Raw genomic sequence first — 24215 nt, 5'->3', positions numbered from 1 at the left:
ACCACTAAACCCTAGACCGCTGCCGGCACCTTCTGCACGGGCGTAGCCGCCTGCGCTACCGGGCTCAGCGCCAGGGGAACCTGCGCCGCATAGACGGAGGCGCCGTCCACCACCACGAGGCGACCTGCGGGCTGCTCACCCTGCGTGAACCGATCCAGCGGTAGCGCGGTCACCGTGCACATGTCGGCGTCCGCCAGGGAGGTGGGCGCGAGCAGGAGCGCACGCGAGCATCCCATGAGCGCAGCCAGCAGGGGTGAGGAGGCGCGCCTCGGCCAGGGCGTGTAGGCGACCAGCATGGCACGGAACTCACCTCGACGCTCCAGAAGCAGCTGCTGAACGGCGGGCTGCAGGTACTGCAGGTCGTCAATGAGCACGAGCGTGTGCGCGGGGTTCTTCACCGAGTCCAGGAGTGCACGGGTACGCTCCACGCTCGGCGGCTCGCCCGACGCTCCGCCATCACCCGAAGTGCCGCCAGAACCCTCAATGACGAGGGTTTCCAATTGGGGGTTGAGTTGAGCAATGCTCTCTAGCAGGGTGGTTTTACCCGCTGAACGGGAACCCTGCACCGGAACCACAGCGCCAGCCGGGGCGCTCATCCACACCGGCATCTGCCGACGGTCAAACGCGACCAGCAGCTTAGCGCCCTGCGGATTGCATGCGGCGTGGGCAGCAGTCACATACTCGGTCGAGGGCATGCGGTAGTACTCGGGGAACTGCTTCAACAGTGTGCCTGGGCGAGCGGCTGAACCGTTAGAAGCGCTCGCGGCGTTACCCCGCAGAATCTGAATCAGCTCCTGGAAACCCGCAACGCAGGGCGAAAGAATCGAAGCGCTCAGCGGCTGATCCCCGATCAACTCCTCGTTAATGGCACCCTCCACGCAGTAGTGGCTCTGCGCTGGGGTCGGGTAGTCCTTGCTCGTTGAACGCATCAGGTCGGCGTCTAAGAAGCGGCGGCTCAACAGCGTGGAATGCGCCGCAGCAACGAAACGACCGCGCGGGTTCAACGCGGAGGTGAACACCACCGAATAGCCGCGACGGCACCCCTGCGAGAGCAGGTCGTAGAGCAGATTCTCCGTATCGGGTTGGCGGACCAGTGCCTCCAGCCAGCTGTCCAGGCCGTCCACGACAATGAGCGGGCGGGTGGAAGCCTCGGTGCCCCACAGGTTCGGGACGCGCAGCTCCTCCAGGCAGAAACGCAGATGCGAAAGCTCCTGCGCGCCCACGAGCGACTCAAAGGCGCCGGCGTAGGGCTCCAGGTCGCGGTGGAGCGCGCCGTCGGAGGTCAGCAGAATAACTGGTGTGCCTGCGGCGAACGCTTGAGCCAAGAGCCCGTAAAGCATCGGGGCTCGTTCGGCGTTCTGCGCCAGCAGCGCCAGTGCCTGATGTCCCGACCAGCTAATGTGGCGGCGCACGCCGTAGCGGGCAATCTCCAGCTCGCCCAGCAGGTAGCCTTCGGGGGTGGTGTTGGGCTCACCAGGTTCCTGAGGGGTGGCCGCCGAGTCAATACCGTACGTAGCCGGCTCGTTATCCTGCACCTCCAACACCGGGAGCGGGGTGTTTTCGGGAAGCTCCGGCGGGATCGGGCAGTACTCATCCTGAACCGCCGCACTCTTCTGCGCACCCCTCGGAGCGTACTCGCGTTCATAGAGCGCACGAATCTGCTGAGCCGAACGAATCAGCAGCTCATCCTCATTCCCGCCCAATTGCTGAACGGGGGAGGCGACAGTCAGCTCATGCCAGCCGCCCTCCTCAAGACCCAGCACCTGTACCGGGCGGGCATCGCTGGTCGAGGGGACCGCATCCACCAGCGGGGCACGGAACGGCAGAGAACGACCATCGGGCAGGCGCACGTACCCGGCACCCGGATGCGCCGCCGAAATATACGCCGCAGACTCATGCTCCAGCAGGTTATAGGAATCCTGCGCGCTCGCCACACGCAGGCAAATGCTCGTGGCAATATTGGCGCGAATATCCTGCGAAATAGCGCCCTGCGGACGCTGAGTCGCCAACACCAGGTGCAGACCCAGCGAACGACCAATCGTTGCGATGCGCATCAGCTCAGCCATAGCGTCCGGCATGGAATCGATGAGCATGCGGAACTCATCCACCACAATCAGCAGCTCGGGGTAGCGCGGAGTCGTACCCGCCGCCTGACATGACGCCAGGTAGTCGCGGTAAGAGTTCACACCGAGCGCCTGCAGATCCACCTCGCGGCGGTGAATATCGGCGCGCAAAAATTCGAGGGCACGCTCCACAGCGGACACATCAAAATTGCTCAAGACGCTGAGCGCATGTGGCAGCTGGGCTAGGGGACCCAAACCCGCGGAGCCCTTGAAATCCACCAGAATCAGGCCGAGGCGCTCGGGCGGGTAACGCAGGGCGGCACTGAGCACCAGCGAACGCAGAAGCTGCGACTTACCGGCACCGGTCGTGCCACCGAGCAACCAGTGGGGTCCGTGCTCAGACAGACCGATATTCAGCGAGCCACCCGAAGAAACACCCAGGTAGCAGCGAATATCGGAGGCGTAACGCTGTGCCGACCATCGCTGCAGAACGGACTCCACCGCCATGTCATCGGTGCGGCTCTTCTGCCGCGCGCTCTGCACCTGCAGGGAAGAGAATAGATGCGCCGACTGGTGCACCTGAGCCTCACCGAGCGCACCCTGTTCCTGCTCGCATCCGGCACGGTATAGGTTCTCAAGAGCGGCACAGAACGCCTCAATGCCCAGGCCGTCGGCGTGCTGGCACAGACCCTCACACGCCAGCGGGTGCACCTGGTAGACACCCTCGGTGGGCTGCACCGGAGGTGCCGCATAACCCTGCGCGCGGTAGCGGATGCTTTGGCGGTGGCTACCCTCGCTCGTACACTCAATCCAGGCGGAACTAAAAAGCGCACCGGGTGCAGAGGCCGGGCTATCAGCCTCGGTACCGCCCACCACGCAGAGCGCCGGAGCGCTCATCTTCTGCTCACGCGGGGAGACGAACGCGCGGGATTGCGAAGACTCAGTGGTAGCCTCGGAGGTTAGTGCGGTCAGCAGGGGAGCGTAAACCGCGCTCGCATGCTGCGGCATGAGAATCAACGGCGGAACAGAGGCGGACAGCTCCGACTGCAGGCTACTCTGCAGGGAATGCAGGTGCTTCTCCTGCTGCGTACCCGGCAGGCAGTGCACACTCACGCCCGGCACCACGGCAAGGGTCTGCAACAGGGCGTTCATGCGCTTCTGTTCAGCATGATGAACACCCGCCAGCAGAACGTGCACCGCACCGGGATACCCAGCCACCAGCTGCACCAGGTAGGCGCGCAGATGCGCCTCCTCCAGCCTCAGATAGTGACCGAGAGCCGGGGCAGGCAGGGGCAGATAGTGGGGCGCATCCTGCTTTTCCAGGGAGCCCAGGGGGAGGTTACGGCCGCGCAGGTAGGGCTGGCGGGGACCGCACCCGAGCACAATCGCCGGGTACCGAGAAGCACTCAGACCCGAAGTGTCCGAAAGTGCTACGTCGCCCGCAGTCGCCAGGGCGAGGGCACGTTCCTTCTCCTGCGCCGCCGCCTGATGAGTCTGCTGCGAGGCGGCACGGTTCTCCGCCCGACCGCCAAAGAAATGCAGAAGCATCAGCAGCGAAGACGCCGCAGACATCAGCAGAAGGAACCACATGCCGGTCACCAGCGCAATAATCAGACCCACCACAATCGGCAGGCACACGCTCAACAGAATCTGCTTGAGCTTACGCGGCGCGGGCGGGTTCACCACCACCGGCTCAAAGGGGTTGCCCGCATCTCCCAGGGGAGCGAGCGTCTGCGCGGGCTCACAGGAGGTAGCGGCGGGCGCACTCGCCTTCTCTGCAGTGTGGTTGCTGTGACCGGTGGGGGAGGTGAGCACGCAGAGCGAGGAGCCGAGGCGGAAGGGCTCGTCCCAGCGCAGGACGCGCGGCTCGGAATCCTGCCCCTTCGTGCCGCCTTGTACCTTCTCGTCGTTCGTGCGCTCAGCTGATTGCTTCTCAACCCAGCGGATGCCGGAGCTATCGGCGTAGAAGCTACCGTGCACCGGCTTGAGGAAGGGATCTTGCAGGTGAATATGGCGCGGCTGTTCTCCTCCGCGGGGAGCTAGCGCCGCCCTGCCGAGGCTGGTTCGGCCGCGGCTGATGGGGAAGGACGCGCCCGCGTCGGGGCCACGCAGGATGCGCAGCACGCTGACAGCGGGTGCGTTGGGGTGCTGAAATCCCTTTGGAACGTTGCCGCCGAGAATATTACATTCGGACACGATTCGTTCAGAGACACCATTCTCAGAAGTGTTCTGCGGGGTCTCCAGTTCGGCGCCCTCGCGCAGGGGGAATAGCTGAAACGGGGTGTCCTTCGCGGTGAGGGGCGCACCGGTTTCAGAGTGCTGTAGAGCCTGGTTGAGTGCCTGTTCCAGGGAGGAATCGTCGCCCGCGTGTGCCGGCTGAAGCTGTACCCCGTGGGGTGCCGCCTCACCGTCGAGGCGGATGACGCGGGGGTAGGGGAGCGCGTCGGTGGTGTTGTGGTGGTCGAGAAAGAAGAGAGTCATACCCTCAGAAAACATTAAAAAGCATCAAAGTTCAACAAATAGGTTATTCGCAACCTAAAATATTCGTATTTTTTGAATTTTTCGCTCTGTTTTTCAAAAAACTGTGGATAACCCGCCGAAATACTGCCCGGATTACCGCTCAAAAAGCCCCGCACCACGCCCACTGGGTCATCTACGTTAAGTCCACTCGCGCATCCTCATCGATGCCCGCGTGGGACCGTAACACCCGAGGTATTTCATGATCTCGCCCCATCGATTGTTTGGTGGCACGGCAAAATCGCGATAGCTAACCACAATGAATATTTACCCGTAAACCAACATTCTTCACCCCCGGTGGAACAACAAAATCCACAGAAAAATGAGCCCCCGCAGACCCGCTTGACCTCGGGGTTCGTGAAGAATATTCACCCTGAGAAAGAGCGCGCGAACAATAGTCCAAAAGCCACTAAAAACACGTCATAAGTATGCGTGACGCATGATAAACGGGTATCTTAGATTATGACTATATCCATCACGGGAGGGGCTTTTTACGCCCACCCGTGCGGATTGCGGCGCGACTGAGAACACTCGGATGTGTCCAATCTGGTAGGTGAATACCGCCCTCGCAGAAGGGGTGGTGCGCCGTGATAATACAGGAGAAAACATTGACCGCTGACCTCGTAGTAGTCGGTTCGGGCCTCTTCGGTCTGACCATCGCAGAACAGGCTGCCACTGAGCTGGGCCTGAAGGTTGCCCTGCTGGACCGCCGTTCCCACATCGGTGGTAACGCATACAGCGAGAAGGAGAAGCAGACCGGTATCGAGGTGCACCGCTACGGTGCGCACCTGTTCCACACCTCCAACGAGCGTGTCTGGGAGTACGTGAACCGTTTCACTGACTTCACCAACTACGTACACCGCGTGTACACCCGCCATAACGGCATTGTCTACCCCATGCCGATTAACCTGGGTACCATCAACCAGTTCTTCAACGCAGCTTACTCTCCGGCAGAGGCAAAGGCGCTTATCGCTGAGCAGGCTGGCGAGCTGGCTGGTACCGACCCGCAGAACCTGAACGATAAGGGTATCTCCCTGATTGGCCGCCCCCTGTACGAGGCGTTCATCAAGCACTACACCGCTAAGCAGTGGCAGACCCCGCCGGAAGAGCTGCCCGCATCCATCATTTCCCGCCTGCCGGTTCGCTACAACTACGACAACCGCTACTTCAACGACAAGTACGAGGGTCTGCCCGTTGACGGCTACGCAGCGTGGCTGGAGCGCATGGCGGCGCACCCGAACATTGAGGTGCACCTGAACACTGACTTCTTCGAGCCCGGTCACCAGTACTCTCGCGAGAACGTTCTGGGTCAGATTCCCGTGGTCTACACCGGTCCGGTTGACCGCTACTTCGACTACGCTGAGGGCGACCTGTCCTGGCGTACCATCGACCTGGAAGAAGAAGTTCTGCCGATTGAGGACTTCCAGGGCTGCTCCGTGATGAACTACCCCGATGCTGATGTTCCCTTCACCCGCATCCACGAGTTCCGTCACTTCCACCCCGAGCGTGACTACACCAAGGACGCAACCGTCATCATGCGCGAGTACTCTCGCTTCGCGAACAAGGGCGACGAGCCGTACTACCCGGTCAACACCTCCGTGGACCGTGAGAAGCTGCTGGCGTACCGCGACCTGGCTAAGGGCGAGAACAACGTGCTGTTCGGTGGCCGCCTGGGTACCTACAAGTACCTGGATATGCACATGGCTATCGGTGCTGCACTGTCCATGTTTGACAACAAGATCCGCCCGCACTTCGCTAACGGTGCGAAGATCGAGTCCGGTGGTGTTGACGCATAACCATGGCTGATAAGACTTTGAAGAACCTGCAGCGGGTTATTTTCCCGAGCGCGGTTGAGACTGACGTTGTGCCCCTGTACGTGGACGCGAGTGTCGCGACCGGCGTTCAGCTGCCCACCCGTATTGACGGCGATGCTTCGACCTCCATTGCGGAGGCGATGAACACCTCCGGTCAGTCTGTGTCGAGCGCCAGCGCAAACCGTGATGCCGCTAATAACCTGAACAGCCGCCGTTCCATCACCGTGAGCGCGGGTCAGAGCCTGTCTTTCGGTACGTACTTCAACGCGTTCCCCGCCTCGTACTGGCGCCGTTGGACTGACCTGAAGAAGGTCACTCTGAGCGTTCAGACTCGCGGCGAGGGCATGGTCATTGTGTATAAGTCCAATGGCCGTGGCGTGATTCAGCGCGTGGATGCGAAGCTGCTCTCCGGCGAGGAGACCAACACCTTCACCCTGCCCCTGGCACCGTTCGGTGACGGTGGCTGGTACTGGTTCGACCTGGCGGGCACTACTGACCTTGAGCTGGTTGAAGCGAACTGGTTGGGCGACATTGAGCCCCGCGCAGACGTGAAGGCTGGTCAGGCGACCGTGCAGATTACCACCATGAACAAGGTAGAGTACTGCATCAACAACATTCGTGCTCTGGGTGAGAGCCCCGAGATTTTCGATGCTGTGCACGAGTTCCTGATTGTGGATCAGGGCACCCAGAAGGTGCAGGACCACGAGGACTTTGAAGAGGTCGTGAAGCCTCTCTCCGGTAAGTTCCGCATCATTAACCAGGGTAACCTGGGCGGTTCCGGTGGCTTCTCGCGCGGCATGTTTGAGGCCGTCAACAACGGCTCCGATTACGTGCTGTTGCTCGATGACGACGTCATCGTGGAGCCCGAGTCGATCCTGCGTATGGTGACCTTCGCGAACTACTGCAAGGAACCCACCATCGTGGGTGCGCACATGTTCGACATGTTCGACCGCTCGGTCCTGCACGCGTTCGGTGAGGTCGTTGACCCGTGGCGTAACTTCTACGCTAAGCCGCACGAAGACATGGCGATGGGCCACAACCTGGGCCACCACAACCTGCGTAACACCCCGTGGCTGCACCGCCGCGTGGACGTTGACTACAACGGCTGGTGGATGTGCCTCATCCCGACCGCCGTCATCAAGGAAATCGGTCTGTCCCTGCCCCTGTTCCTGAAGTGGGATGACGCTGAGTACGGTCTGCGCGCTAAGGCTGCGGGCTTCGCTACCGTGTCCTTCCCCGGCGCGGGCGTGTGGCACGTTTCCTGGACCGATAAGGACGACTCCGTCGGCTGGCAGGCGTACTACCACGAGCGCAACCGCCTCATTACCGCACTGCTGCACTCGCCCTTCGATAAGGGTGGCCGCGTGCTGCTGGAGTCCCTGTTCTTGGATGTCAAGCACACCCTGTCCATGCAGTACTACACCGAGGCTGGCCGCCTGATGGCGCTGGAGGATCTGCTCTCCGGCCCCGATCACCTGCATCCCTCGCTCTCGCAGCGTCTGCCGGTGATTCGTGCGATGGCTAAGGAGTACCCGGAGTCTCAGGTGAAGCCGAACGTGGATGACTTCCCGGCTATTCAGACGAAGAAGCCTCCGTTCCGTGGCCGCCGTTCCTTCGCGTCTCCCGGTTACAAGAAGCTTGCTTCTTGGACCGCGAAGACTGTTGCTCGTCAGCTGTTCAAGCCGGTGAGCGAAGAGGCGAAGGCTCACCCGCAGATTCAGCTGAACTACGGTGAGACCAACTGGTGGACCCTGTCGAAGTTCGATTCGGCTCTGGCGACTAACGCTGAGGGTACCGGCCTGTTCTGGTACCGCCGCGACCCGGAGCAGCTCAAGTCGAAGCTGGCTCAGGCTGCTAAGCTGCACGTCCAGCTGGTGACCGGCTGGGAGAAGCTGCGTGAGCAGTACCGTTCGAAGGCTGCTGAGGTTGCGTCCTACGATGCGTGGGCTAAGACCTTCGCTGAGCATACGGATTCTGAGCTGACCCGATGAGCGATTTGAAGTCTGTTCCCCTGAAGGCGCCCGGTCGCGGCCGCGGCATTCTGGATGCGGTGAAGAATCGCTACCTGCTTCGACTTCTGGTCGATAAGGAAATCCAGGTCCGCTACCGCGGCTCGGTGCTGGGTATTCTGTGGTCCTACATCAAGCCGGGTGTGCAGTTCCTGGTGTTCTACATTGCCATGGGTCTTTTCCTTGGCCTGGAACGCGGTATGCACAACTATGCTGTGTATCTTTTCTCGGGCATGATTGCCATTAACTTCTTCTCGGAGGGTTTTGGTAATGGTGCTCGCGCCATGGTGGTTAACAGCGCTCTGATTCGCAAGATTTATCTGCCGCGTGAGCTGTTCTCGCTGTCGACGGTGTGGGTGGCTCTGGTGCATTTTGTGCCGCAGATTGTGGTCATGCTCCTGGCGTGCTTTGCGGTGGGCTGGCATCCGTCCTTGTTGGCTTTTGAGTCGATTCTGGCGGGCATGCTGATTGTGATGCTGCTGTCCTACGGTCTGGGTCTGATTTTCGGTGTGGCTAACGTGTTCTTCCGAGATTCGGAGAACATCGTGGACATGCTGCTGATGGTGGCTACCTGGTTCGCCCCGGTGCTGTACTCATGGACCATGGTGCGTGACACTCTCTACCCGTGGGTGTTCAACGTGTTCATGATGAACCCGTTGACTGTGGCGGTGGAGCTGTTCCACTATGGCTTCTGGCATCCGACGCTCCGTCCTGAGGATTTGGCGCTTCCTGCTTCGCAGGTGGTTCCGCATCTCTTCAGCTTCTGGACTCCGATTGCCATTGGTATTTCTCTGCTGACCGTTTTGATTGGTGATTTGCTCTTCCGTAAGTTTGAGGGCAACTTCGCCCAGGAGCTCTGATTCTGTGGATATTAAGAAGCTTGAGTTCCCGCCGGTGAGCCCGGACGCTCCCGTGGTGATTCACGTGGAGAATTTGGTGAAGCGCTTCGTTCTGCGCCACACTCGTTCGATGAAGGAAGCTTTTGTCTGGCTGATTAAGGGCCGCAAGGGTGATCTTTCGGAGAAGTTCAATGCGCTCAATGGCGTGAGCCTGGATATTCGTCAGGGCGAGCGTGTGGCTCTTCTGGGTCTGAACGGCTCGGGTAAGTCCACGCTGCTGAAGATGATTTCTGGTGTGATGCGCGCTGATGAGGGTGAGGTTCTTACTCGCGGCAATATTGCGGGTCTGATTGAGGTGGGCGCTGGTTTCCACCCGGATCTGACCGGCCGCGATAACGTGTACCTCAACGGCGCAATCTTGGGTATGACCAAGGATGAGATTGAGGCTTCCTTCGATTCGATTGTGGATTTCGCTGAGATTCACGACTTTATCGATACCGAGGTGAAGTTCTACTCTTCGGGTATGTATCTGCGTCTGGCCTTCTCGGTTGCGGTGCATACGAACCCGGATATCTTCCTGGTGGATGAGATTCTTGCGGTGGGCGATGAGCCATTCCAGAAGAAGTGTATTGCGAAGATTCAGGAGCTGTGCTCTGCCGGTAAGACTCTTGCCGTGGTGAGCCACGACCTGGATTTGGTGTCTAAGATTTGTGACCGCGGCGTGGTGCTGGAGCACGGTAACCTGCGTTTTGACGGTCCGATTAAGGAAGCCGTGAAAGTGATTCGAGGCGGCGACTAACCGCTAGATGATTGCTGGTGATGGGGCGTGTATTCCCGATGGGGGAGTGCACGCCCCTTTGCTGTGCCCGGGAAGGAGCGCCCGAAAGTTGTGCCCGGGAATGTGCTGCTGGGTAGGGTTCTTGCGTTTTAGCAGGGGAGGCTGCGGCTTTTAAGACGAAATGTTACGTGTGCACCGAGTGCAATATGGCAGTGATTAGCGGTGAGCGGTTCGAGGTGCGTACCTGCAACTGTTCTGTGAGTCACAGCTGACTAGGCGTTTTGAATGTTGGTGCACATTAGGTAACGATATGTGCAGTTCCATGTATCAAAAATAGTCAAATACTATACTTGTAAATATTAAGGGGTGTTTTATTACATTTTGATAAATTTGATGCGCTGAGGGTAGGGTGATGGTGGCATTGATGTATCAATGCCTCACCGTATTCCACACAACCACACCACACACAGCATCGGATCATTTCAATGGAGAACACCGTACTGGATACCCGGGCGGAGCATCTAAGTCTGCTCGAGGAGAATATCCGTGAGGCAATGCGCTACCGCAGCCTGGATCCGCACGAGGACCAGCATGCGGTGCGTGGGCTCATTGACGAGCACCTGAACGATTATGAGCAGCGGCGCACCCGCATTTCCCTGCCGGATTTGGGTGACCGCGAATCCGTGATTCAGCGCCTGCACGATGAAATCTGCGGCTTTGGCGTGATTCAGCCGTTTCTCGATGACGAGAGCGTTGAAGAAATCTGGATCAACTCTCCCGACGAAATCTTTATCGCCCGTAACGGCGAAAGCGAATTGACCGGTCTGCACCTGAGCGCCGAGGCGATCAATAGCTTGCTGGAGCGCATGCTCAAGCCTTCGGGTCGCCGCGTGGACCTTTCTTCCCCGTTTGTTGATGCATCCCTGCCGGATGGCTCCCGCCTGCACGCGGTGATTCCGGATATTACTCGCAGGCACACGAGCATCAATATCCGTAAGTTCGTGGTGCGTGCCCGCCGCCTGCCCGACCTTGTGCGTATGAACTCGCTGAGTGCCGGCGCGGCGTCCCTGCTGCACGCGGCGGTGGAGAGCGGCATGAACATCCTCGTTTCGGGCGCAACCCAGGCGGGTAAGACCACGATGCTGAACTGCCTGTCGGCATCCATTCCGCCGCGTGAGCGTGTGATTACCTGCGAAGAAATTTTTGAGCTCGCGGTTCCGTTGCGCGATGTGGTGGGTCTGCAGTGCCGCCAGCCGAACCTTGAAGGCACCGGCGCGATTGAGCTGCGCCGCCTGGTCAAGGAGGCGCTGCGTATGCGCCCGGACCGCATCCTCATTGGTGAGGTGCGCGAGGCGGAATCCCTGGACATGCTCATTGCGCTCAACGCGGGTCTGCCGGGTATGTGCACGATTCACGCGAACTCGGCACGTGACGCGGTGACGAAGATTTGCACCCTGCCGCTGTTGGCGGGCGAGAATATTTCCTCGGCGTTCGTGGTGCCGACCGTGGCGTCCTGCTTTGACATTGTGGTGCATTGCGGTCGTGATTCGCGCGGTCAGCGTCAGGTCGAAGAGATCAGCATGCTGGGCGGTCGCGTTGAGGACGGCGTGATTGAGATGTCCCCGCTGTTTGTGCGCCGTGATGGCCGGATGGTGTGCGTGGCGTTGGAGTTGCCGAACCCGGATCGTTGGGTTCGTGCCGGTCACCGCCCCGAGCAGGTGCTGGCTGCGGCGAAGGCGGGCCAGTAATGCCTCTGTTTCTGAGCCTAATTTTGGGGTTGGGCGTCTGCCTGATTTACCTCTCTTGCTTTCCTGATAACGGCAAGCCGCCGAAGCCGAGTAATGACCCGGCGCTGGTGATTGCTCTTCGTAAGGCGGGCATGCATTCGTTGACCCCTCGCACGTTCATGTGGGTGAGCGTTGCCAGCGGTGTGACTGCCTCGGTTTTGTTGCTGATGGTCACTCAGCTGCTGCCGCTGGGTCTGCTGGGTCTGATTGGTGGTTTTGTGGCGCCTCGCGTGGTCGTGAATCATCGTGCTCGCGCGGCGGATGCCCGTATTTGGCAGTTGTGGCCGGATGCGGTGGACCACCTGCGTTCGGCGATTCGTGCGGGTCTGTCCCTGCCGGAGGCGCTGATTCAGCTCTCCTACCGCGGCCCGGAAGAGCTGCGTGACGCCTTCGCCCATTTCTCGCGTGATTACCGCGCCTCGGGTGAGTTCGTGCCCTCGCTGAACCGGCTGAAGGAGTACCTTTCTGACCCGGTGGCGGACACCATCATTGAGGCTTTGAAGATTGCCCGCGAGGTGGGCGGCTCGGACCTGGGTAAGCTGCTGGGCACGCTGAGCGATTTTCTGCGTGAGAATGCGCGTACCCGTTCGGAGCTTCTGGCGCGTCAGTCGTGGACTGTGAATGCGGCTCGCCTCTCCTGCGTGGCGCCGTGGTTTGTGCTGTGTCTGATGGCGACTCAGCCTGCCGCGCGTATGGTGTATAACTCGTTTGCCGGTGCGATGCTGATGATTGCCGGTGCCGCTATTTCTTTGGCGGCGTACCGTCTGATGCTGCGTATTGGTGAGTTGCCGCGTGAACGGAGGGTTTTCGGATGAACCTGCCTCTGATTTTTGGTCTGCTGTTGGCGACCGGCGTGGGTCTGATTCTTTCCTCGGTGCTGAATACTCGCAGTATTTCGTTCTCTGATCGTGTGGCATCGCAGCTGCGCGGTGAGACTTTGCGTGAGTCGCTGTTGAAGGAGCAGGAGCGTCGTGAGCCGAGCCTGTTGGAGGCGATTTCGGCGTTCTGTGCGCCGCTGCTTCGTTCGCTATCTTCGTCGTTGAGCGGTTCGTCGCTGAGTGATAGTTCGGTGCAGGAGCGTCTGCGCCGTGCTGGTTCTTCGCAGAGTGTGAGCGCGTTTCGTGCTGAGCAACTGCTGTGGGCGCTTGCCGGTGTGACCGTCATGAGCGCCCTGACCGTTATCGGTGTGGTGCAGGAGCGTTTCTCCATCCTGGTGGCTCTTGTACTGGTGCTGGTGAGCGGTTTGAGCGGCTTTCTGGCGCGTGACTGGTGGCTGGGCGAGGTAGTGACTAAGCGTGAGAAGCAGCTGGTTGCTGAGTTCCCTGCGCTGGCGGAGATGATGGCTCTGTCGGTGACGGCGGGCGAGTCGGCGCTGGCGGCACTGGAGCGTATCTGTCTGACTTCGCGCGGCGAGTTGGCTCGCGAGTTTTCGGAGATTTTGGCGCAGACCCGCACCGGCGTTTCGCTGTTGAGCGCGCTGCAGGAGTTTGCGGAGCGTACTCGCGTTCCGGCGCTGAGCCGCTTCGTTGAGGGTATTGCCGTGGCGATTGAGCGCGGCACCCCTCTAGCTGATGTGTTGCGTGCGCAGGCTCAGGATGTGCGCGATAACGCTAAGCGTGAGCTGATGGAAACAGCCGGTAAGAAGGAGATTGCGATGCTCGCCCCGGTGGTGTTTTTCATCCTGCCGCTGACGGTGATTTTCGCGGTATTCCCCGGCTTGTCGCTCATGCGTTTGAACTTTTAGATTTTGCGGCGGGTACACACCGTACCGGCTGCACCGCGGTGGGCTGGGCTGATTGCCCGGCGTGCCGCACCAACCACACACTACACCCTTTGAGAGAAGGAGAATACAATGTTCCGTCGTTTCCGCACCACCCTGACCGTGCTGATCGCCCTGGCTATCGCATCCGTGCTGGCTCTGCGCCTGAAGAACAAGCAGGACGACCCCGAGCGCGGCGACGTGCCCGGCTGGGTCATGATCACCATGATGAGCGCCGTGCTGGTTGCAGCTATCCTGGCGATTGCTCAGCCCGCTCTGACCAAGATGTTCAACGACGCAATCGCTCTGGTTCACCAGTGATGCGTAAGCCCCGCATCGCTTCTGAGCTGACTGCCGCTGATCTATCCTCCGCGGAACATTCTGTGGAGGATAGCGAGCGCGGTGATGCCAGCACGGAGTTCGTCATGGTCGGTGCCCTGCTGGTGTTGCTGACCATGGCGATTCTGCAGGTTTCTTTCGCTCTGTATGCACGAACCATGTTGGTGGATGCTGCGGCGGCTGGGGCACGGTACGGTACGATGCGTGACCGCACTCCGCAGGAGGGCATGGAGCGTACCCGTCAGATGATTGAGGGGGTTCTTCCGTCTTCGTATGCTGAGAATATTTCGTACCGTCAGAGTAGTGATTCTACGGGCGTGCGCACTTTGGAGGTGACGGTGAAGTCTCCGTTGCCGGTGTTGGGCCCGTGGGGTTTTCCGGATTCTATTGAGGTGAAGGGGCATGCGATTTATGCGGAGCATCGTTCCGGTGATTAGTGGCTTTTCGCTTCGGCAGCGGGTGAAGGAACGCCTGATGAGCCGCTCTGACCGGCCTCTTTCTAACCAGCACAATCCTGAAGAGGGTAGCGCCATTGTGGAGTTCCTGGGTTTGGGTATTACTCTGCTCATCCCGGTGCTCTACGGCATTCTGACGATTTTTAGCCTGCAGTCTTCGGTGATGGCGGCTCATGCGGCGAGCGCCCAGGTGGTGCTGTATGTGCAGGAGCAGCCGCAGGATTCGTCGGTGGGCCCGGATTTGGCTAAGCGTCTGGCGGTGCACGCCGCAGCGGATTACGGGGTTGACCCGTCCGATGTGAGCGTGTCGTTGAGCTGTTCGTCGGGGGAGTGCGTCTCGGGTACGAAGGCGTACGCCACGGTGACGGTTCAGGCGCGTCTGCCGCTGCTGCCTTCGTTTATGGGTGGCGGCGTGATTCCGGTGAGTTCTCATGCGACGAGTTGGGGGTCTGGTCATGCTGATTCCTAATGGTTCGCCCGCTCGCCTGTTATCGCCGGCTCGCCTGCTTTCCTCTGTGTGGGAGCGATACGCTAACGCACACCGTCGGGCTCGTGCCCACATGCAGGCTCGTGCCCGTGCGCAGAGGCGGGCGCTCGCCTCAGGCCGCCTCGACTCTGACCCGCTCGCATCAGGCCGCCTCGCCTCAAACCCGGAAGAGGGCAGCATTGCCCCGCTGATTGTGGGCATGCTGGCGTTGCTGTTGCTCATCGGTTCGGTGACTGTGGCGATTACGGGCGCGTATCTGCAGACTCAGCATCTGCAGGATGTGGCGGACGCTCAGGCGAACTCGATTACCCGCACGATGCGCACTCCGGATGAAGCGAGTGGTTCGGCGGCGTGGGAGTACGCGAGTGCGTACCTGGCTGAGGTTCAGCCGGGGCAGGATTTTCAGGCGTTGCGCCTGGAGAACGTGTCCGTAGATTCTGATCACAGTGTGCACGTGTACCTGTCGGCTCGTATTCGTCCGCCGCTGCTGTCGATTCTGGTGCCTGATGGTATTGAGGTAACCGCTCACGGTTCGTCGCGTTTGAAGATGAATCAGGGCCCGTCCACCGATTAGTGCGTCCATCAACGGCGCACGGGCATATCGACTTACCCGCTTATTGGCGTGTTGTGAGCCCCTTAGACTGCGAGGGTGCATCCGCAAGGTAGTGTAACGGCTAGCGGATGCGCCCTCGTTTTATGCCCTTTTTAGGTCTTCGTTGCGCGGGTTCTGCCCTCTGCCTGCATCATCCTTCTGCGCTGTGGGCTGTTGCGGGCTGTAACGGCGGGACTTTCTGGCATTTTCGCGATAGTGTTAAAGGCTATGGCATCCTTCGACTTTTCTGCTGAGATTAAAGAGCTTCGCGCGATTTTCACCTCTATTGCTGCTGTGAGCGATATTGAGGGGATTGAGCGCGCCATTGAAGACCTGTCTGCGCAGGCTGCCGCACCCGATTTGTGGGATGACGTGGAGAACGCGCAGAAGGTGACGAGCGCCCTGTCGTATAAGCAGTCGGAGCTGAATCGTCTGCGTTCGCTGTCTTCTCGCATTGATGATGTTGAGGTGATGGTGGAGCTTGCCGAAGCGGAGGATGAGGAAACTGCCGCCGAGCTGCTCGCTGATGCTGAGCGTGAGTGCGGTGAGATCCGCGCCAAGCTGGAGGAGCTTGAGGTGCTGGTGCTGCTGTCGGGTGAGTACGATCAGCGTGAGGCTGTGGTGACGATTCGTTCGGGCGCCGGCGGCGTGGATGCTGCTGATTTCGCGGAGATGCTGCTGCGCATGTACCTGCGGTGGGCGGAGAAGAATGGCTACCCGACGAAGGTTCTGGACACCTCCTACGCTGAGGAGGCGGGCCTAAAATCGGTGACCTTTGAGGTGAACGCGCCGTACGCTTTTGGCCGCCTGTCGGTGGAGGCGGGTACTCACCGTCTGGTGCGTATTTCGCCGTTCGATAATCAGGGCCGCCGCCAGACCTCGTTCGCGGCGGTTGAGGTGATCCCTCTGATTGAGCAGACGGATGCTATTGAGATTCCCGAGTCTGAGATTAAGGTGGATGTGTTCCGCTCGTCGGGCCCGGGTGGTCAGTCGGTGAATACGACGGATTCGGCGGTGCGTATGACTCACTTGCCGACCGGTATTGTGGTGTCGATGCAGAATGAGAAGTCGCAGTTGCAGAACCGTGCGGCGGCTTTGCGTGTGCTGCAGTCTCGCCTGTTGCTGTTGCGTAAGGAGCAGGAGGACGCGAAGAAGAAGGAGCTTGCCGGTGATATTAAGGCAAGCTGGGGTGACCAGATGCGCTCCTATGTTCTGCATCCGTACCAGATGGTGAAGGATCTGCGTACCGGCTATGAGGAGGGTAATACCTCTAATGTTTTGGATGGCGGTTTGAACGCCTTTATTGATGCTGGTATTCGCTGGCGTGCTTCGGGGCGCGCGGCTGAAGAGAGCTAAGACGTATAAGGAATGAGTGATGGCTCAGAAAAAGAAGAAAGACGCGAAGAAGGACCCGAATAACGCGATTATTGCCCAGAATAAGAAGGCTCGCCACAACTACAACATTGTGGATACCTATGAGGCGGGCATTGTTCTGCTGGGTACCGAGGTGAAGTCTCTGCGTGATGGTGGGGCGTCCATTGTGGATGGTTTCTGCCAGGTGACCGATAACGAGATGTGGCTCGAGGGCATTCATATTGCGGAGTATGGTTACGGTACGTGGACGAACCATGCGGCTCGTCGTCGCCGTAAGCTGCTACTGCATCGTTCTGAGATTAATAAGTTGGCGCAGAAGCTGAAGGAGACTGGTTACACGGTGGTTCCTTTGAAGCTGTACTTCTCGAATGGTCGTGCGAAGGTTGAGATTGCTTTGGCGACCGGTAAGCGTGAGTACGATAAGCGTCAGGCTTTGCGTGAGCGTCAGGATGACCTGGAGGCGCGCCGCGCGATGCGTTACCGCAACCTCGGCTAGGGCTGAGGCAACGGCGGGGAGCTAATTATCCGGTCCCTATCAGCTGGTCCCTATCTCGTTGGGGTCTGCGGCTGGGGCCCGGGTGCGGTTCCTCGCGTATAATGGTTGAAAATTCGCGGTGTACCGTGAGCACCATACATTTTTGAGGAGACACATGTCTGAGAACCCGAACTACCAGCAGAACCCGGGCGAGTTCATCCCCGCACCGCAGCAGGCACCGGCATACAACATGCAGGGTGGTTACCCCGGCTACCAGCCGACCCCGAGCTCGGCTCTGGCGATTGCTTCGCTGATTCTGGGTATTATTGGTCTGCTCACTGGCTTGATGTTTTTTGGTGCTGTTCTGGGCCTGGTCGGCGTGATCCTGGGTATTGTTGCTCTGGTGAAGGTGAAGAACGGTACCGCATCCGGTAAGGGCATGGCGATTGGTGGTATTGTTACCGGCGCGCTGGGCATGATTGCTGCTGCTGCTATGATGGTGCTCGGCATTGTTCTCGCGAGCCAGTGCGTTGAGAACGCGGTGCAGGATTCGAACGGTAACTACGTGTGCACCATGGCCGGTCAGACCATGACCCTGACTCCCGAGGACTACGACGCTGCCCGCCGCTAAGCCGCGTTGAGCATATAGAGACGTGAAGGGACCGAATAGTGTTGAACTATTCGGTCCCTTGCTCTGTTTCTGCGCTGATTCTGCCCGATTGGTGGATTCTGGGGGATGATTCTGGAATCTTGGACTTCATAGATGACCCAAATGGCGGCTTATTTATATAATGGAACCGAACTCAGCGCGCAATGGTGCGTTGGGCGAGTATAAATTGTTCGCTGCAACTGTGAAGGAAAGAACGACGGATGTCTGAGAATAACTACGGAAACAACCAGGGGAACGCACAGAACCCCTACGCTGCTCAGCAGCCTAATTCTTCCGCCCAGAGCTCGTACGGTCAGGATTACGGCCAGGCTCCTTCGGCACAGAACACCTACGGCCAGGATTACGGTCAGAGCGCATCCGCTCAGAACACCTACGGCCAGGCACAGCAACAGAACGCTACTCCGCAGAACTCGGCCCAGCAGAACCAGTACGGTCAGTTCGGTGCGCAGTCTTCTTCGCAGAATGCTTACGGCCAGAACGCAGCTCAGGGTACCTCCGCCCAGGGCGCTGCGACTCAGAACACCTACGGTCAGGCTCAGCAGCAGTACGGCTATGGTCAGGACGCTTCCTACCAGGCGCAGCCCGCTCAGCAGAACCAGTACGGTTACGGCCAGGAGGCTTCCTACCAGGCGCAGCCCGCTGACTACAACTACCAGCAGAACTCTTACCAGCAGCAGCCCCAGCAGGATGCTTACGGTTACGGCCAGCCCGCGGGTTACCCGTATGCGGCTCCCGTGACGAAGAAGGCTCCCGGCATGGCGCTGGCTGCGATGATCCTCGGTATTGCGGCTGTGCTGACCGGTTTCCTCGTATTTGGTATTCTGCTGGGTATTGCCGCGATTATTCTGGGTGCGCTGTCCCTGAAGAAGACTAAGGAAGTTGGCGCGGGTAAGGCATTCGCGCTGACCGGTATTATCACCGGTGCGGTGTCTGTCCTGATTTCGATTTGCATGCTTTTCGTATACATTTCTTTCTTCCAGACCGCTGAGAAATGCCTTGAGGTTGGTACCGAGGACGGTCACGGTAACGTGGTCTGCCAGATTGGTGACAACCCGAACAACCGCATGACTGTTCCGGCTCACCGCTAAGGTTTGACCGCCTAATTTTGACTGCCTAATTTTGGCTACCCGGTGCGGTACGCGAACGGGGTGGGGCTCCCAGATGATCTGGGGAGCCTCACCCTGTTTTTTATGCGCTGTGTCAGGCTATGGTGTTGCTGCTGCGCTGATCTGTTCGCTTTATTCGCCTCTAGCGGAGGGTGTACCTGCGTGGGTGGGGGACTTGCACGCCGTTAAACATCTTAGATATACTGAATCTCTACCGTGTTTGAATGGCACCGCGGCATCAAGGTATGTCGAGGAAAACTTTCAGAAGACGGTGGGCTTTTTGATAAAAGCATAGGGGGATGATCGGTTTCGACGATGTGAGTTGAGATGGGTGAAGCGTGCCGAGGATGCAGGGTTATCTCGTTAACGCCCTCTGCAAAAAATTAAGTGCAGAATCTAAGCGCACTGACTTCGCACTCGCTGCCTAAGCGCGAGTTGCCGTCTGTCGGCCTGAGCATGCCTTTGGCTCAGTTACCGGCATCGACTTAAAAGGCCACTGCTGCTAGCCCTTGTTGCGGGGGTTAGCGGGACTTTTACGTGACTAGGTTCGTCGGTATATGTGTTTATGCAAGTACCGGAGCCGAAAAGTAGCGTTCGCATAAACTGCGCACGGAGAAGCCCCGTTGACGCCACATCGGACCGGGGTTCGATTCCCCGCATCTCCACGATCTCCCAACCGTCCGCTATCCCGTATGGGGTGCGGCGGTGATTATCGGTTCCAATCCAGAGGAAGAACCGCGGTAGGTTTCTACCACCCGGCAGGACGCCCCACGGCGTCACCTGCCGGGTATTTTTATGCCCAATTGTCGGTCTGTATTGTCGGTCTGTTCTGGGGTGTACCGGTGTGCCCGAGGGTGCTCAGGTGACCGCATTGTAATGAGAATGTCATCAGAGAATGACGACTCACATGTCGTTGATTTCGAGGGCTGATCTATCTCTCCCCATTCGTTAGAGGGTTGATATTGGGGTAGCTGGTCCTCATTCAGAGACTACCTCCCTGACGAACTCGAGGATAAAAGACACAGCTGACTCGACAAGGATGTGTGCTATTTCGATGGGGCTGTCTATGAGCGAAATGCACGCTTCGAGTACAGCACCGTCGATGTCCCGGATAGTAAGGTTTTCATCTTTGCATTGCTATGAACTTCAGCCCGATATCCGTCACCCACATGGTGATTTGGGTCTGGCTTCCCCGCTAGAAGTATTTGATATCGATAATGTTGTCAATGATGATACACTCAGGTGGTCGGACACCGATTATGGAACAGGTTCTGAGTCTTACTGAACCCAGCAGCCTACATTGTTCCTAGGGGTTCGAAATCGACCGATTTATTGACATTGGTAGCAAAGGAGTGGCGATGGCGGAGGGCCTTACCGAAGATCAGGTGCGCGACAAGGCCAGGGGAATCCTCGACTTCGAGGACAGGCCGGGGGTCGTCTCTGGCGTCGGGCAGCTCACGACGTTCAACCAGCTGGGCTTCAAGGGTGTGGCGGACAAGCCGGACGGGTGGTATCTGCCCGACAACGTGAACGACCCCGCCGTCGTGCTGGAGACCAAGGCCAGCCGTATCGTGCTCAAAACAGGCCACGTCGATGAACTGCTCAAGAACATACGCATCCTCCAGCGCAGATACAAGAACGTCGTGGGCGTGCTCTACAACGGCGACGACACGCGCGTGTTCAAGGGTCAGGAGGAGTACAAGGCACAGGGCAGCAACATCCTGCACAACGTCGAGTACTACCTCGACCTGTTCAACGCCGAGGCGATCGACAAGCAACGGATCTACGAGCTCACCTCAAGGATCAACAACTGCCTGCACTTCGAGTTCGGCGTCAAGAACCTCTACCACCGCATGATCTTCACCGCCTGCGCGCTCGTCGCCGAGCGCTACGGCGGGGGGCTGTCACGCTGCGTCGACATGGGATATGAGGCATTCCAGGCGGTGATCATCTCGACGCTTTCCAAGTCGCTGGAGGACAGCCGCAACCAAAACTTCAAGATCAACATCCTGCTGGAGGAATACTCCACCATCAAGATGAACACAACGGACAACCAGGCCGCGATCAACGCCTTCATCGGCTGGGTCGTCGAGATCTCTGAGTGCGTCAACTCCTCCGAGTGGCGAGGCGAGGACGTCATGGGCATCTTCTTCAATGAGTTCAACCGATACAAGGGGAAGTCCGAGCAGGGGCAGGTCTTCACCCCCGAGCACATCACGGACTTCATGTACCGCATCCTCGAGGTCAACCAGGACGACCGCGTGCTCGACGCCACCTGCGGGTCCGGCGGCTTCCTAGTCAAGGCGATGGCCAACATGATCCAGGAGGCCGGCGGCACCAAGACCGACAAGGCCACGCAGATCAAGCAGAGCCAGCTCTTCGGCATCGAGAACGACCGCGAGATCTACGCCCTGGCCTGCGCGAACATGCTCATCCACAAGGATGGAAAGACCAACCTCCAGCTGCTCGACGCCCGCTACGAGGATGCCGCCAAGTGGATCGCCCGCCAGGACATCACCAAAGTGCTCATGAACCCGCCCTTCGAGAAAAAGTACGGGTGCATGCAGATCGTCGAGAACGTGCTCGACAGCGTGCCCGCCCGCACCGCCTGCGCCTTCATCCTGCCCGACAAGAAGCTCGAGAAGGCGTCGAAGGCGCAGATGAGGCGCATCCTCGCCCACCACCGTCTGCGCAAGATCATCAAGCTCCCCGAGGACCTGTTCTTCAAGGTTGGCATCACGACGAGCATCTTCGTGTTCGAGACGGGCATCCCGCAGGATGGCAAGGAGATCTTCGCTTGTCACATGGAGAGCGACGGCCTCGCCACGGTCAAGAACAAGGGCCGACACGACGTGTACGGCCGATGGGCCTCCATCGAGGACCACTGGATCGACGTGGTCGAGAAGCAATCGGGCGACGACACCTGCCAGTGGGTCGATCCCACCGAGCACCTGTCCTACCAGCTCCCGCAGAAGCCCTTCGAGATCTTCGAGGAGGACTTCAAACGGACGGCCCTGAACTACCTCATGTTCCAGCAGGGCATCGACGCCAAGGAGTTCGGCGAGAAGCTCCTCGAGACGGTCATGTACTCGAGCTCGGTGAGCGCGGAGCATGGGCGAGTTCAGGTTTCTATGAATCAGGTTTCTATGAATCAGGATGGCGGTCATGATGAACTCAATTGAGACCACAAACTGGAGGACGTTCCCTCTCGTCGACGTGTTCGAAATGTCGAACACAAAGAGCATCGTGCAGAGGGACATCATTCCCGATAGCGGAACGACACCATATGTCACCGCATCTGAGAAGAACAACGGCGTATTGACGTACATCTCGTGCCCACCCGAGTGGCTCGACAAGGGCGGGTGCATCATGATCGGCGGCAAAACGCTGACTTTCACCTATCAGGAGCAGAACTTCTGCTCGAACGATAGCCACAACATCGCTCTGTACGTCAAAGGCGAGAAACAGGTCAGCGAGTGTGTACACCTGTTCCTCATCGCGGCGCTCAGGGCATCACTGCGTCAGAAATACTCCTGGTCGGACTCGATCTCGATGAAGCGAATCGTCGACGATGAGATGCAACTCCCCGCCACCTCCGACGGCAAGCCCGACTGGGACTACATGGACTCCTACATGCAGGACATCTTGGACACGAGCAAGGAAACGCTGAGCCATCTCATCAGCGTGGAAGTAAGGTGACCACCCATGAAGATTGGATACTCCCGCGTCTCAACCGCCCGCCAGGGCCAGCCGCTCGAGACCCAGCGCGAGGCGTTGCTCGACGCGGGATGCGACGCCCAGCACCTCCACAGCGACACAATCAGCGGCACCAATTGGAGCCGTCCAGTTGCCGCTGCGCTAGCTGTTGCAGCAGTGTCCTGCACTCTCACTCTTTAACCTGGGAGAGGTCCAATGCGTACGAAGAATATATTTACACTAGGATTTTTTCTCACTATTGTTCCGGTGTTCTGGGTGATTATCTCATTTGCCAGAGACGGGGAGTTCTTTAATCCAGTATCAATTCTAAGTGCAATTTTAGGAGGTCTTTTGGTCACTTTTGCAGCCAGAAGGACGATTGAGAGTGATTCAAAGTTCCCTAAGGGACCCCCTAAAGGACCTAGTGTGTAAAACATCGCTTAGAAGTTTCTAAGAGGAAGAACCGCGGTAGGTTTCTACCACCCGGCAGGACGCCCCACGGTGTCACCTGCCGGGTATTTTTATGCCCAATTTCGGTGTCACTCGGGGCGTGCCTGCGTGCTTGGAGGGTGCTCAGGTGACCGCATTGTAATGAGAACGTCATCAGAGAAGACGAAAACGCACCCTATGGCGTAGTATCGAAGGGTAAATATCGTTGTTCGGCGTTGATTGTTCATTCAATCTCACCGGCAACATTCGAGAGCAACCACAGAGCCACCAAACGAGCCACAGAATAGCCGGTCATAGGGACGCCACCGCTACGACGCGGTAGCTACATACCCGCTATGACGACCACTCAAGGACACACCATGGAAAACCAGATTCCCGCCCCCTCCTTCCCGGAGCAGAACAACGCAAACTCCCCGCAGCCGGTACCTGCTGGCGTAGCACCCGGCGCTCCCCTCGGCGCAGCACCCGCACCCGCCCTGGGCGTGGCACCCGCTAACGTGCGCGACCGCGACGACAGCTACCAGCGCATCCCGGACATCTACCGGGTGCCGGCTGAGCACCGCCGCCCCTACGGCGAGACCACCGGTGATTTCCGCGGCCCCGGCTACTTCTACTCCATCGGCGCGTTCGGCGCTTCCCTGGGCGCCCTGGCGCTGACCCTCTACGCGTGGGTTCAGGTAGCGGCACTCCACTCTGAAGCAACGCTCAACTCCCGCGGCTATAGCTCCTCTGCGTATAGCTCCGGTTTGAGCCCCAACATCATGGTGATTGCTCTGCTGCTCGTGGGCCTGATCCCGGTCGGTGTTTCCATTTGGCTTGCCATCTACTCGGCGAAGGTGAACGCCGGTCACGTCACCAAGTACACCTCGAAGATGACGACCTTCAACATTCTGGCGTACATCATCTCGGGTCTGAGCCTGCTGGGTCTGCTCGGCACCCTCACCATGCTGTCCTAAAACTGACAACGCTTGCTCTCATAGCGATACATAGCGAGGCGGGGGGGGG

General features: G+C 59.0%; 20 protein-coding genes and 1 other RNA gene. 20 read left to right on the top strand and 1 reads right to left on the bottom strand.

Features of this window, described 5'->3' with window-relative positions; genetic code table 11:
- Positions 1-11: 11 nt before the first annotated feature.
- Positions 12-4544: an FtsK/SpoIIIE domain-containing protein gene (locus HXO69_RS01560; protein WP_296544898.1), complete on the bottom strand. Its 4533-nt coding sequence runs from the start codon at positions 4542-4544 to the stop codon at positions 12-14.
- A 644-nt stretch (positions 4545-5188) separates the two neighbouring features.
- Here HXO69_RS01560 and glf point away from each other — a divergent pair.
- From glf to HXO69_RS01465, 20 genes are all read left to right on the top strand, one after another.
- On the top strand, positions 5189-6376 hold the full coding sequence (gene glf / locus HXO69_RS01555) for a UDP-galactopyranose mutase (RefSeq protein WP_070848099.1): 1188 nt from the start codon (positions 5189-5191) through the stop codon (positions 6374-6376).
- Between the two features lie 2 nt (positions 6377-6378).
- Entirely contained in the window at positions 6379-8385 is a 2007-nt protein-coding gene (locus tag HXO69_RS01550; RefSeq protein WP_296544896.1) for a glycosyltransferase, read from the top strand.
- On the top strand, positions 8382-9263 hold the full coding sequence (locus tag HXO69_RS01545; RefSeq protein WP_296544894.1) for an ABC transporter permease: 882 nt from the start codon (positions 8382-8384) through the stop codon (positions 9261-9263). The genes HXO69_RS01550 and HXO69_RS01545 overlap by 4 nt, the downstream gene beginning before the upstream one ends.
- 4 nt (positions 9264-9267) lie before the next feature.
- A complete protein-coding gene (locus tag HXO69_RS01540) occupies positions 9268-10041 on the top strand; it encodes an ABC transporter ATP-binding protein (protein ID WP_005505398.1) in 774 nt (257 codons plus the stop codon).
- Between the two features lie 464 nt (positions 10042-10505).
- Complete coding sequence (locus tag HXO69_RS01535) at positions 10506-11768, top strand: CpaF family protein (protein ID WP_296544893.1); 1263 nt, start codon at positions 10506-10508, stop codon at positions 11766-11768.
- Entirely contained in the window at positions 11768-12622 is an 855-nt protein-coding gene (locus HXO69_RS01530) for a type II secretion system F family protein (RefSeq protein WP_049354294.1), read from the top strand. Before HXO69_RS01535 ends, HXO69_RS01530 begins: the two co-directional genes overlap by 1 nt.
- Positions 12619-13551, top strand: a complete 933-nt coding sequence (locus HXO69_RS01525; protein ID WP_296544892.1) for a type II secretion system F family protein — start codon at positions 12619-12621, stop codon at positions 13549-13551. Before HXO69_RS01530 ends, HXO69_RS01525 begins: the two co-directional genes overlap by 4 nt.
- A gap of 108 nt (positions 13552-13659) precedes the next feature.
- Positions 13660-13887, top strand: coding sequence for a hypothetical protein (locus HXO69_RS01520; RefSeq protein ID WP_005505403.1), 228 nt, complete (start codon positions 13660-13662; stop codon positions 13885-13887).
- Complete coding sequence (locus HXO69_RS01515) at positions 13887-14342, top strand: TadE family protein (protein ID WP_296544928.1); 456 nt, start codon at positions 13887-13889, stop codon at positions 14340-14342. Before HXO69_RS01520 ends, HXO69_RS01515 begins: the two co-directional genes overlap by 1 nt.
- Before the next feature lie 37 nt (positions 14343-14379).
- The gene (locus HXO69_RS01510; RefSeq protein WP_239663307.1) at positions 14380-14829 is read left to right on the top strand and encodes a pilus assembly protein TadE; all 450 of its coding nucleotides are present in this window, start codon (positions 14380-14382) and stop codon (positions 14827-14829) included.
- Entirely contained in the window at positions 14792-15421 is a 630-nt protein-coding gene (locus HXO69_RS01505) for a pilus assembly protein TadG-related protein (protein ID WP_296544891.1), read from the top strand. The genes HXO69_RS01510 and HXO69_RS01505 overlap by 38 nt, the downstream gene beginning before the upstream one ends.
- 246 nt (positions 15422-15667) lie before the next feature.
- Positions 15668-16795 carry a peptide chain release factor 2 gene (prfB, locus tag HXO69_RS01500; RefSeq protein WP_049327697.1) on the top strand — a complete coding sequence of 376 codons (1128 nt, stop codon included), beginning with the start codon at positions 15668-15670 and terminating at the stop codon, positions 16793-16795.
- A gap of 19 nt (positions 16796-16814) precedes the next feature.
- Entirely contained in the window at positions 16815-17309 is a 495-nt protein-coding gene (gene smpB / locus HXO69_RS01495) for an SsrA-binding protein SmpB (RefSeq protein WP_005505423.1), read from the top strand.
- A gap of 154 nt (positions 17310-17463) precedes the next feature.
- Positions 17464-17919: a DUF4190 domain-containing protein gene (locus HXO69_RS01490; RefSeq protein ID WP_049345767.1), complete on the top strand. Its 456-nt coding sequence runs from the start codon at positions 17464-17466 to the stop codon at positions 17917-17919.
- Between the two features lie 239 nt (positions 17920-18158).
- Positions 18159-19046, top strand: a complete 888-nt coding sequence (locus HXO69_RS01485) for a DUF4190 domain-containing protein (protein WP_049345766.1) — start codon at positions 18159-18161, stop codon at positions 19044-19046.
- Positions 19047-19359: 313 nt separating this feature from the next.
- Positions 19360-19732: a transfer-messenger RNA gene (ssrA, locus tag HXO69_RS01480) on the top strand.
- Between the two features lie 690 nt (positions 19733-20422).
- A complete protein-coding gene (locus tag HXO69_RS01475; RefSeq protein ID WP_070738814.1) occupies positions 20423-22246 on the top strand; it encodes an N-6 DNA methylase in 1824 nt (607 codons plus the stop codon).
- The gene (locus tag HXO69_RS01470; protein WP_168166576.1) at positions 22230-22763 is read left to right on the top strand and encodes a restriction endonuclease subunit S; all 534 of its coding nucleotides are present in this window, start codon (positions 22230-22232) and stop codon (positions 22761-22763) included. The genes HXO69_RS01475 and HXO69_RS01470 overlap by 17 nt, the downstream gene beginning before the upstream one ends.
- A 6-nt stretch (positions 22764-22769) precedes the next feature.
- Complete coding sequence (locus HXO69_RS08950) at positions 22770-22961, top strand: recombinase family protein (RefSeq protein WP_070738812.1); 192 nt, start codon at positions 22770-22772, stop codon at positions 22959-22961.
- Positions 22962-23569: 608 nt separating this feature from the next.
- Positions 23570-24166, top strand: a complete 597-nt coding sequence (locus tag HXO69_RS01465) for a hypothetical protein (protein WP_070629388.1) — start codon at positions 23570-23572, stop codon at positions 24164-24166.
- The last annotated feature ends 49 nt before the right edge of the window (positions 24167-24215 follow it).

Origin of the sequence: Rothia sp. (in: high G+C Gram-positive bacteria) (genome assembly GCF_015265375.1) — a bacterium.
Taxonomy (GTDB): domain Bacteria; phylum Actinomycetota; class Actinomycetes; order Actinomycetales; family Micrococcaceae; genus Rothia.
The sequence above is the reverse complement of the archived record's forward strand: the minus strand, read 5'-3'. Positions and strand labels throughout refer to the sequence as shown.

Coding starts and splice junctions, on each gene's coding strand:
- HXO69_RS01550 (WP_296544896.1), top strand. CDS start 6,379: ATGGCTGATAAGACTTTGAAGAACCTGCAGCGGGTTATTTTCCCGAGC.
- HXO69_RS01515 (WP_296544928.1), top strand. CDS start 13,887: ATGCGTAAGCCCCGCATCGCTTCTGAGCTGACTGCCGCTGATCTATCC.
- HXO69_RS01490 (WP_049345767.1), top strand. CDS start 17,464: ATGTCTGAGAACCCGAACTACCAGCAGAACCCGGGCGAGTTCATCCCC.
- HXO69_RS01475 (WP_070738814.1), top strand. CDS start 20,423: ATGGCGGAGGGCCTTACCGAAGATCAGGTGCGCGACAAGGCCAGGGGA.
- smpB (WP_005505423.1), top strand. CDS start 16,815: ATGGCTCAGAAAAAGAAGAAAGACGCGAAGAAGGACCCGAATAACGCG.
- HXO69_RS08950 (WP_070738812.1), top strand. CDS start 22,770: ATGAAGATTGGATACTCCCGCGTCTCAACCGCCCGCCAGGGCCAGCCG.
- HXO69_RS01485 (WP_049345766.1), top strand. CDS start 18,159: ATGTCTGAGAATAACTACGGAAACAACCAGGGGAACGCACAGAACCCC.
- HXO69_RS01530 (WP_049354294.1), top strand. CDS start 11,768: ATGCCTCTGTTTCTGAGCCTAATTTTGGGGTTGGGCGTCTGCCTGATT.
- HXO69_RS01545 (WP_296544894.1), top strand. CDS start 8,382: ATGAGCGATTTGAAGTCTGTTCCCCTGAAGGCGCCCGGTCGCGGCCGC.
- HXO69_RS01510 (WP_239663307.1), top strand. CDS start 14,380: ATGAGCCGCTCTGACCGGCCTCTTTCTAACCAGCACAATCCTGAAGAG.
- HXO69_RS01520 (WP_005505403.1), top strand. CDS start 13,660: ATGTTCCGTCGTTTCCGCACCACCCTGACCGTGCTGATCGCCCTGGCT.
- HXO69_RS01470 (WP_168166576.1), top strand. CDS start 22,230: ATGATGAACTCAATTGAGACCACAAACTGGAGGACGTTCCCTCTCGTC.
- prfB (WP_049327697.1), top strand. CDS start 15,668: ATGGCATCCTTCGACTTTTCTGCTGAGATTAAAGAGCTTCGCGCGATT.
- HXO69_RS01560 (WP_296544898.1), bottom strand. CDS start 4,544: ATGACTCTCTTCTTTCTCGACCACCACAACACCACCGACGCGCTCCCC.
- HXO69_RS01505 (WP_296544891.1), top strand. CDS start 14,792: ATGCGACGAGTTGGGGGTCTGGTCATGCTGATTCCTAATGGTTCGCCC.
- HXO69_RS01465 (WP_070629388.1), top strand. CDS start 23,570: ATGGAAAACCAGATTCCCGCCCCCTCCTTCCCGGAGCAGAACAACGCA.
- HXO69_RS01535 (WP_296544893.1), top strand. CDS start 10,506: ATGGAGAACACCGTACTGGATACCCGGGCGGAGCATCTAAGTCTGCTC.
- HXO69_RS01525 (WP_296544892.1), top strand. CDS start 12,619: ATGAACCTGCCTCTGATTTTTGGTCTGCTGTTGGCGACCGGCGTGGGT.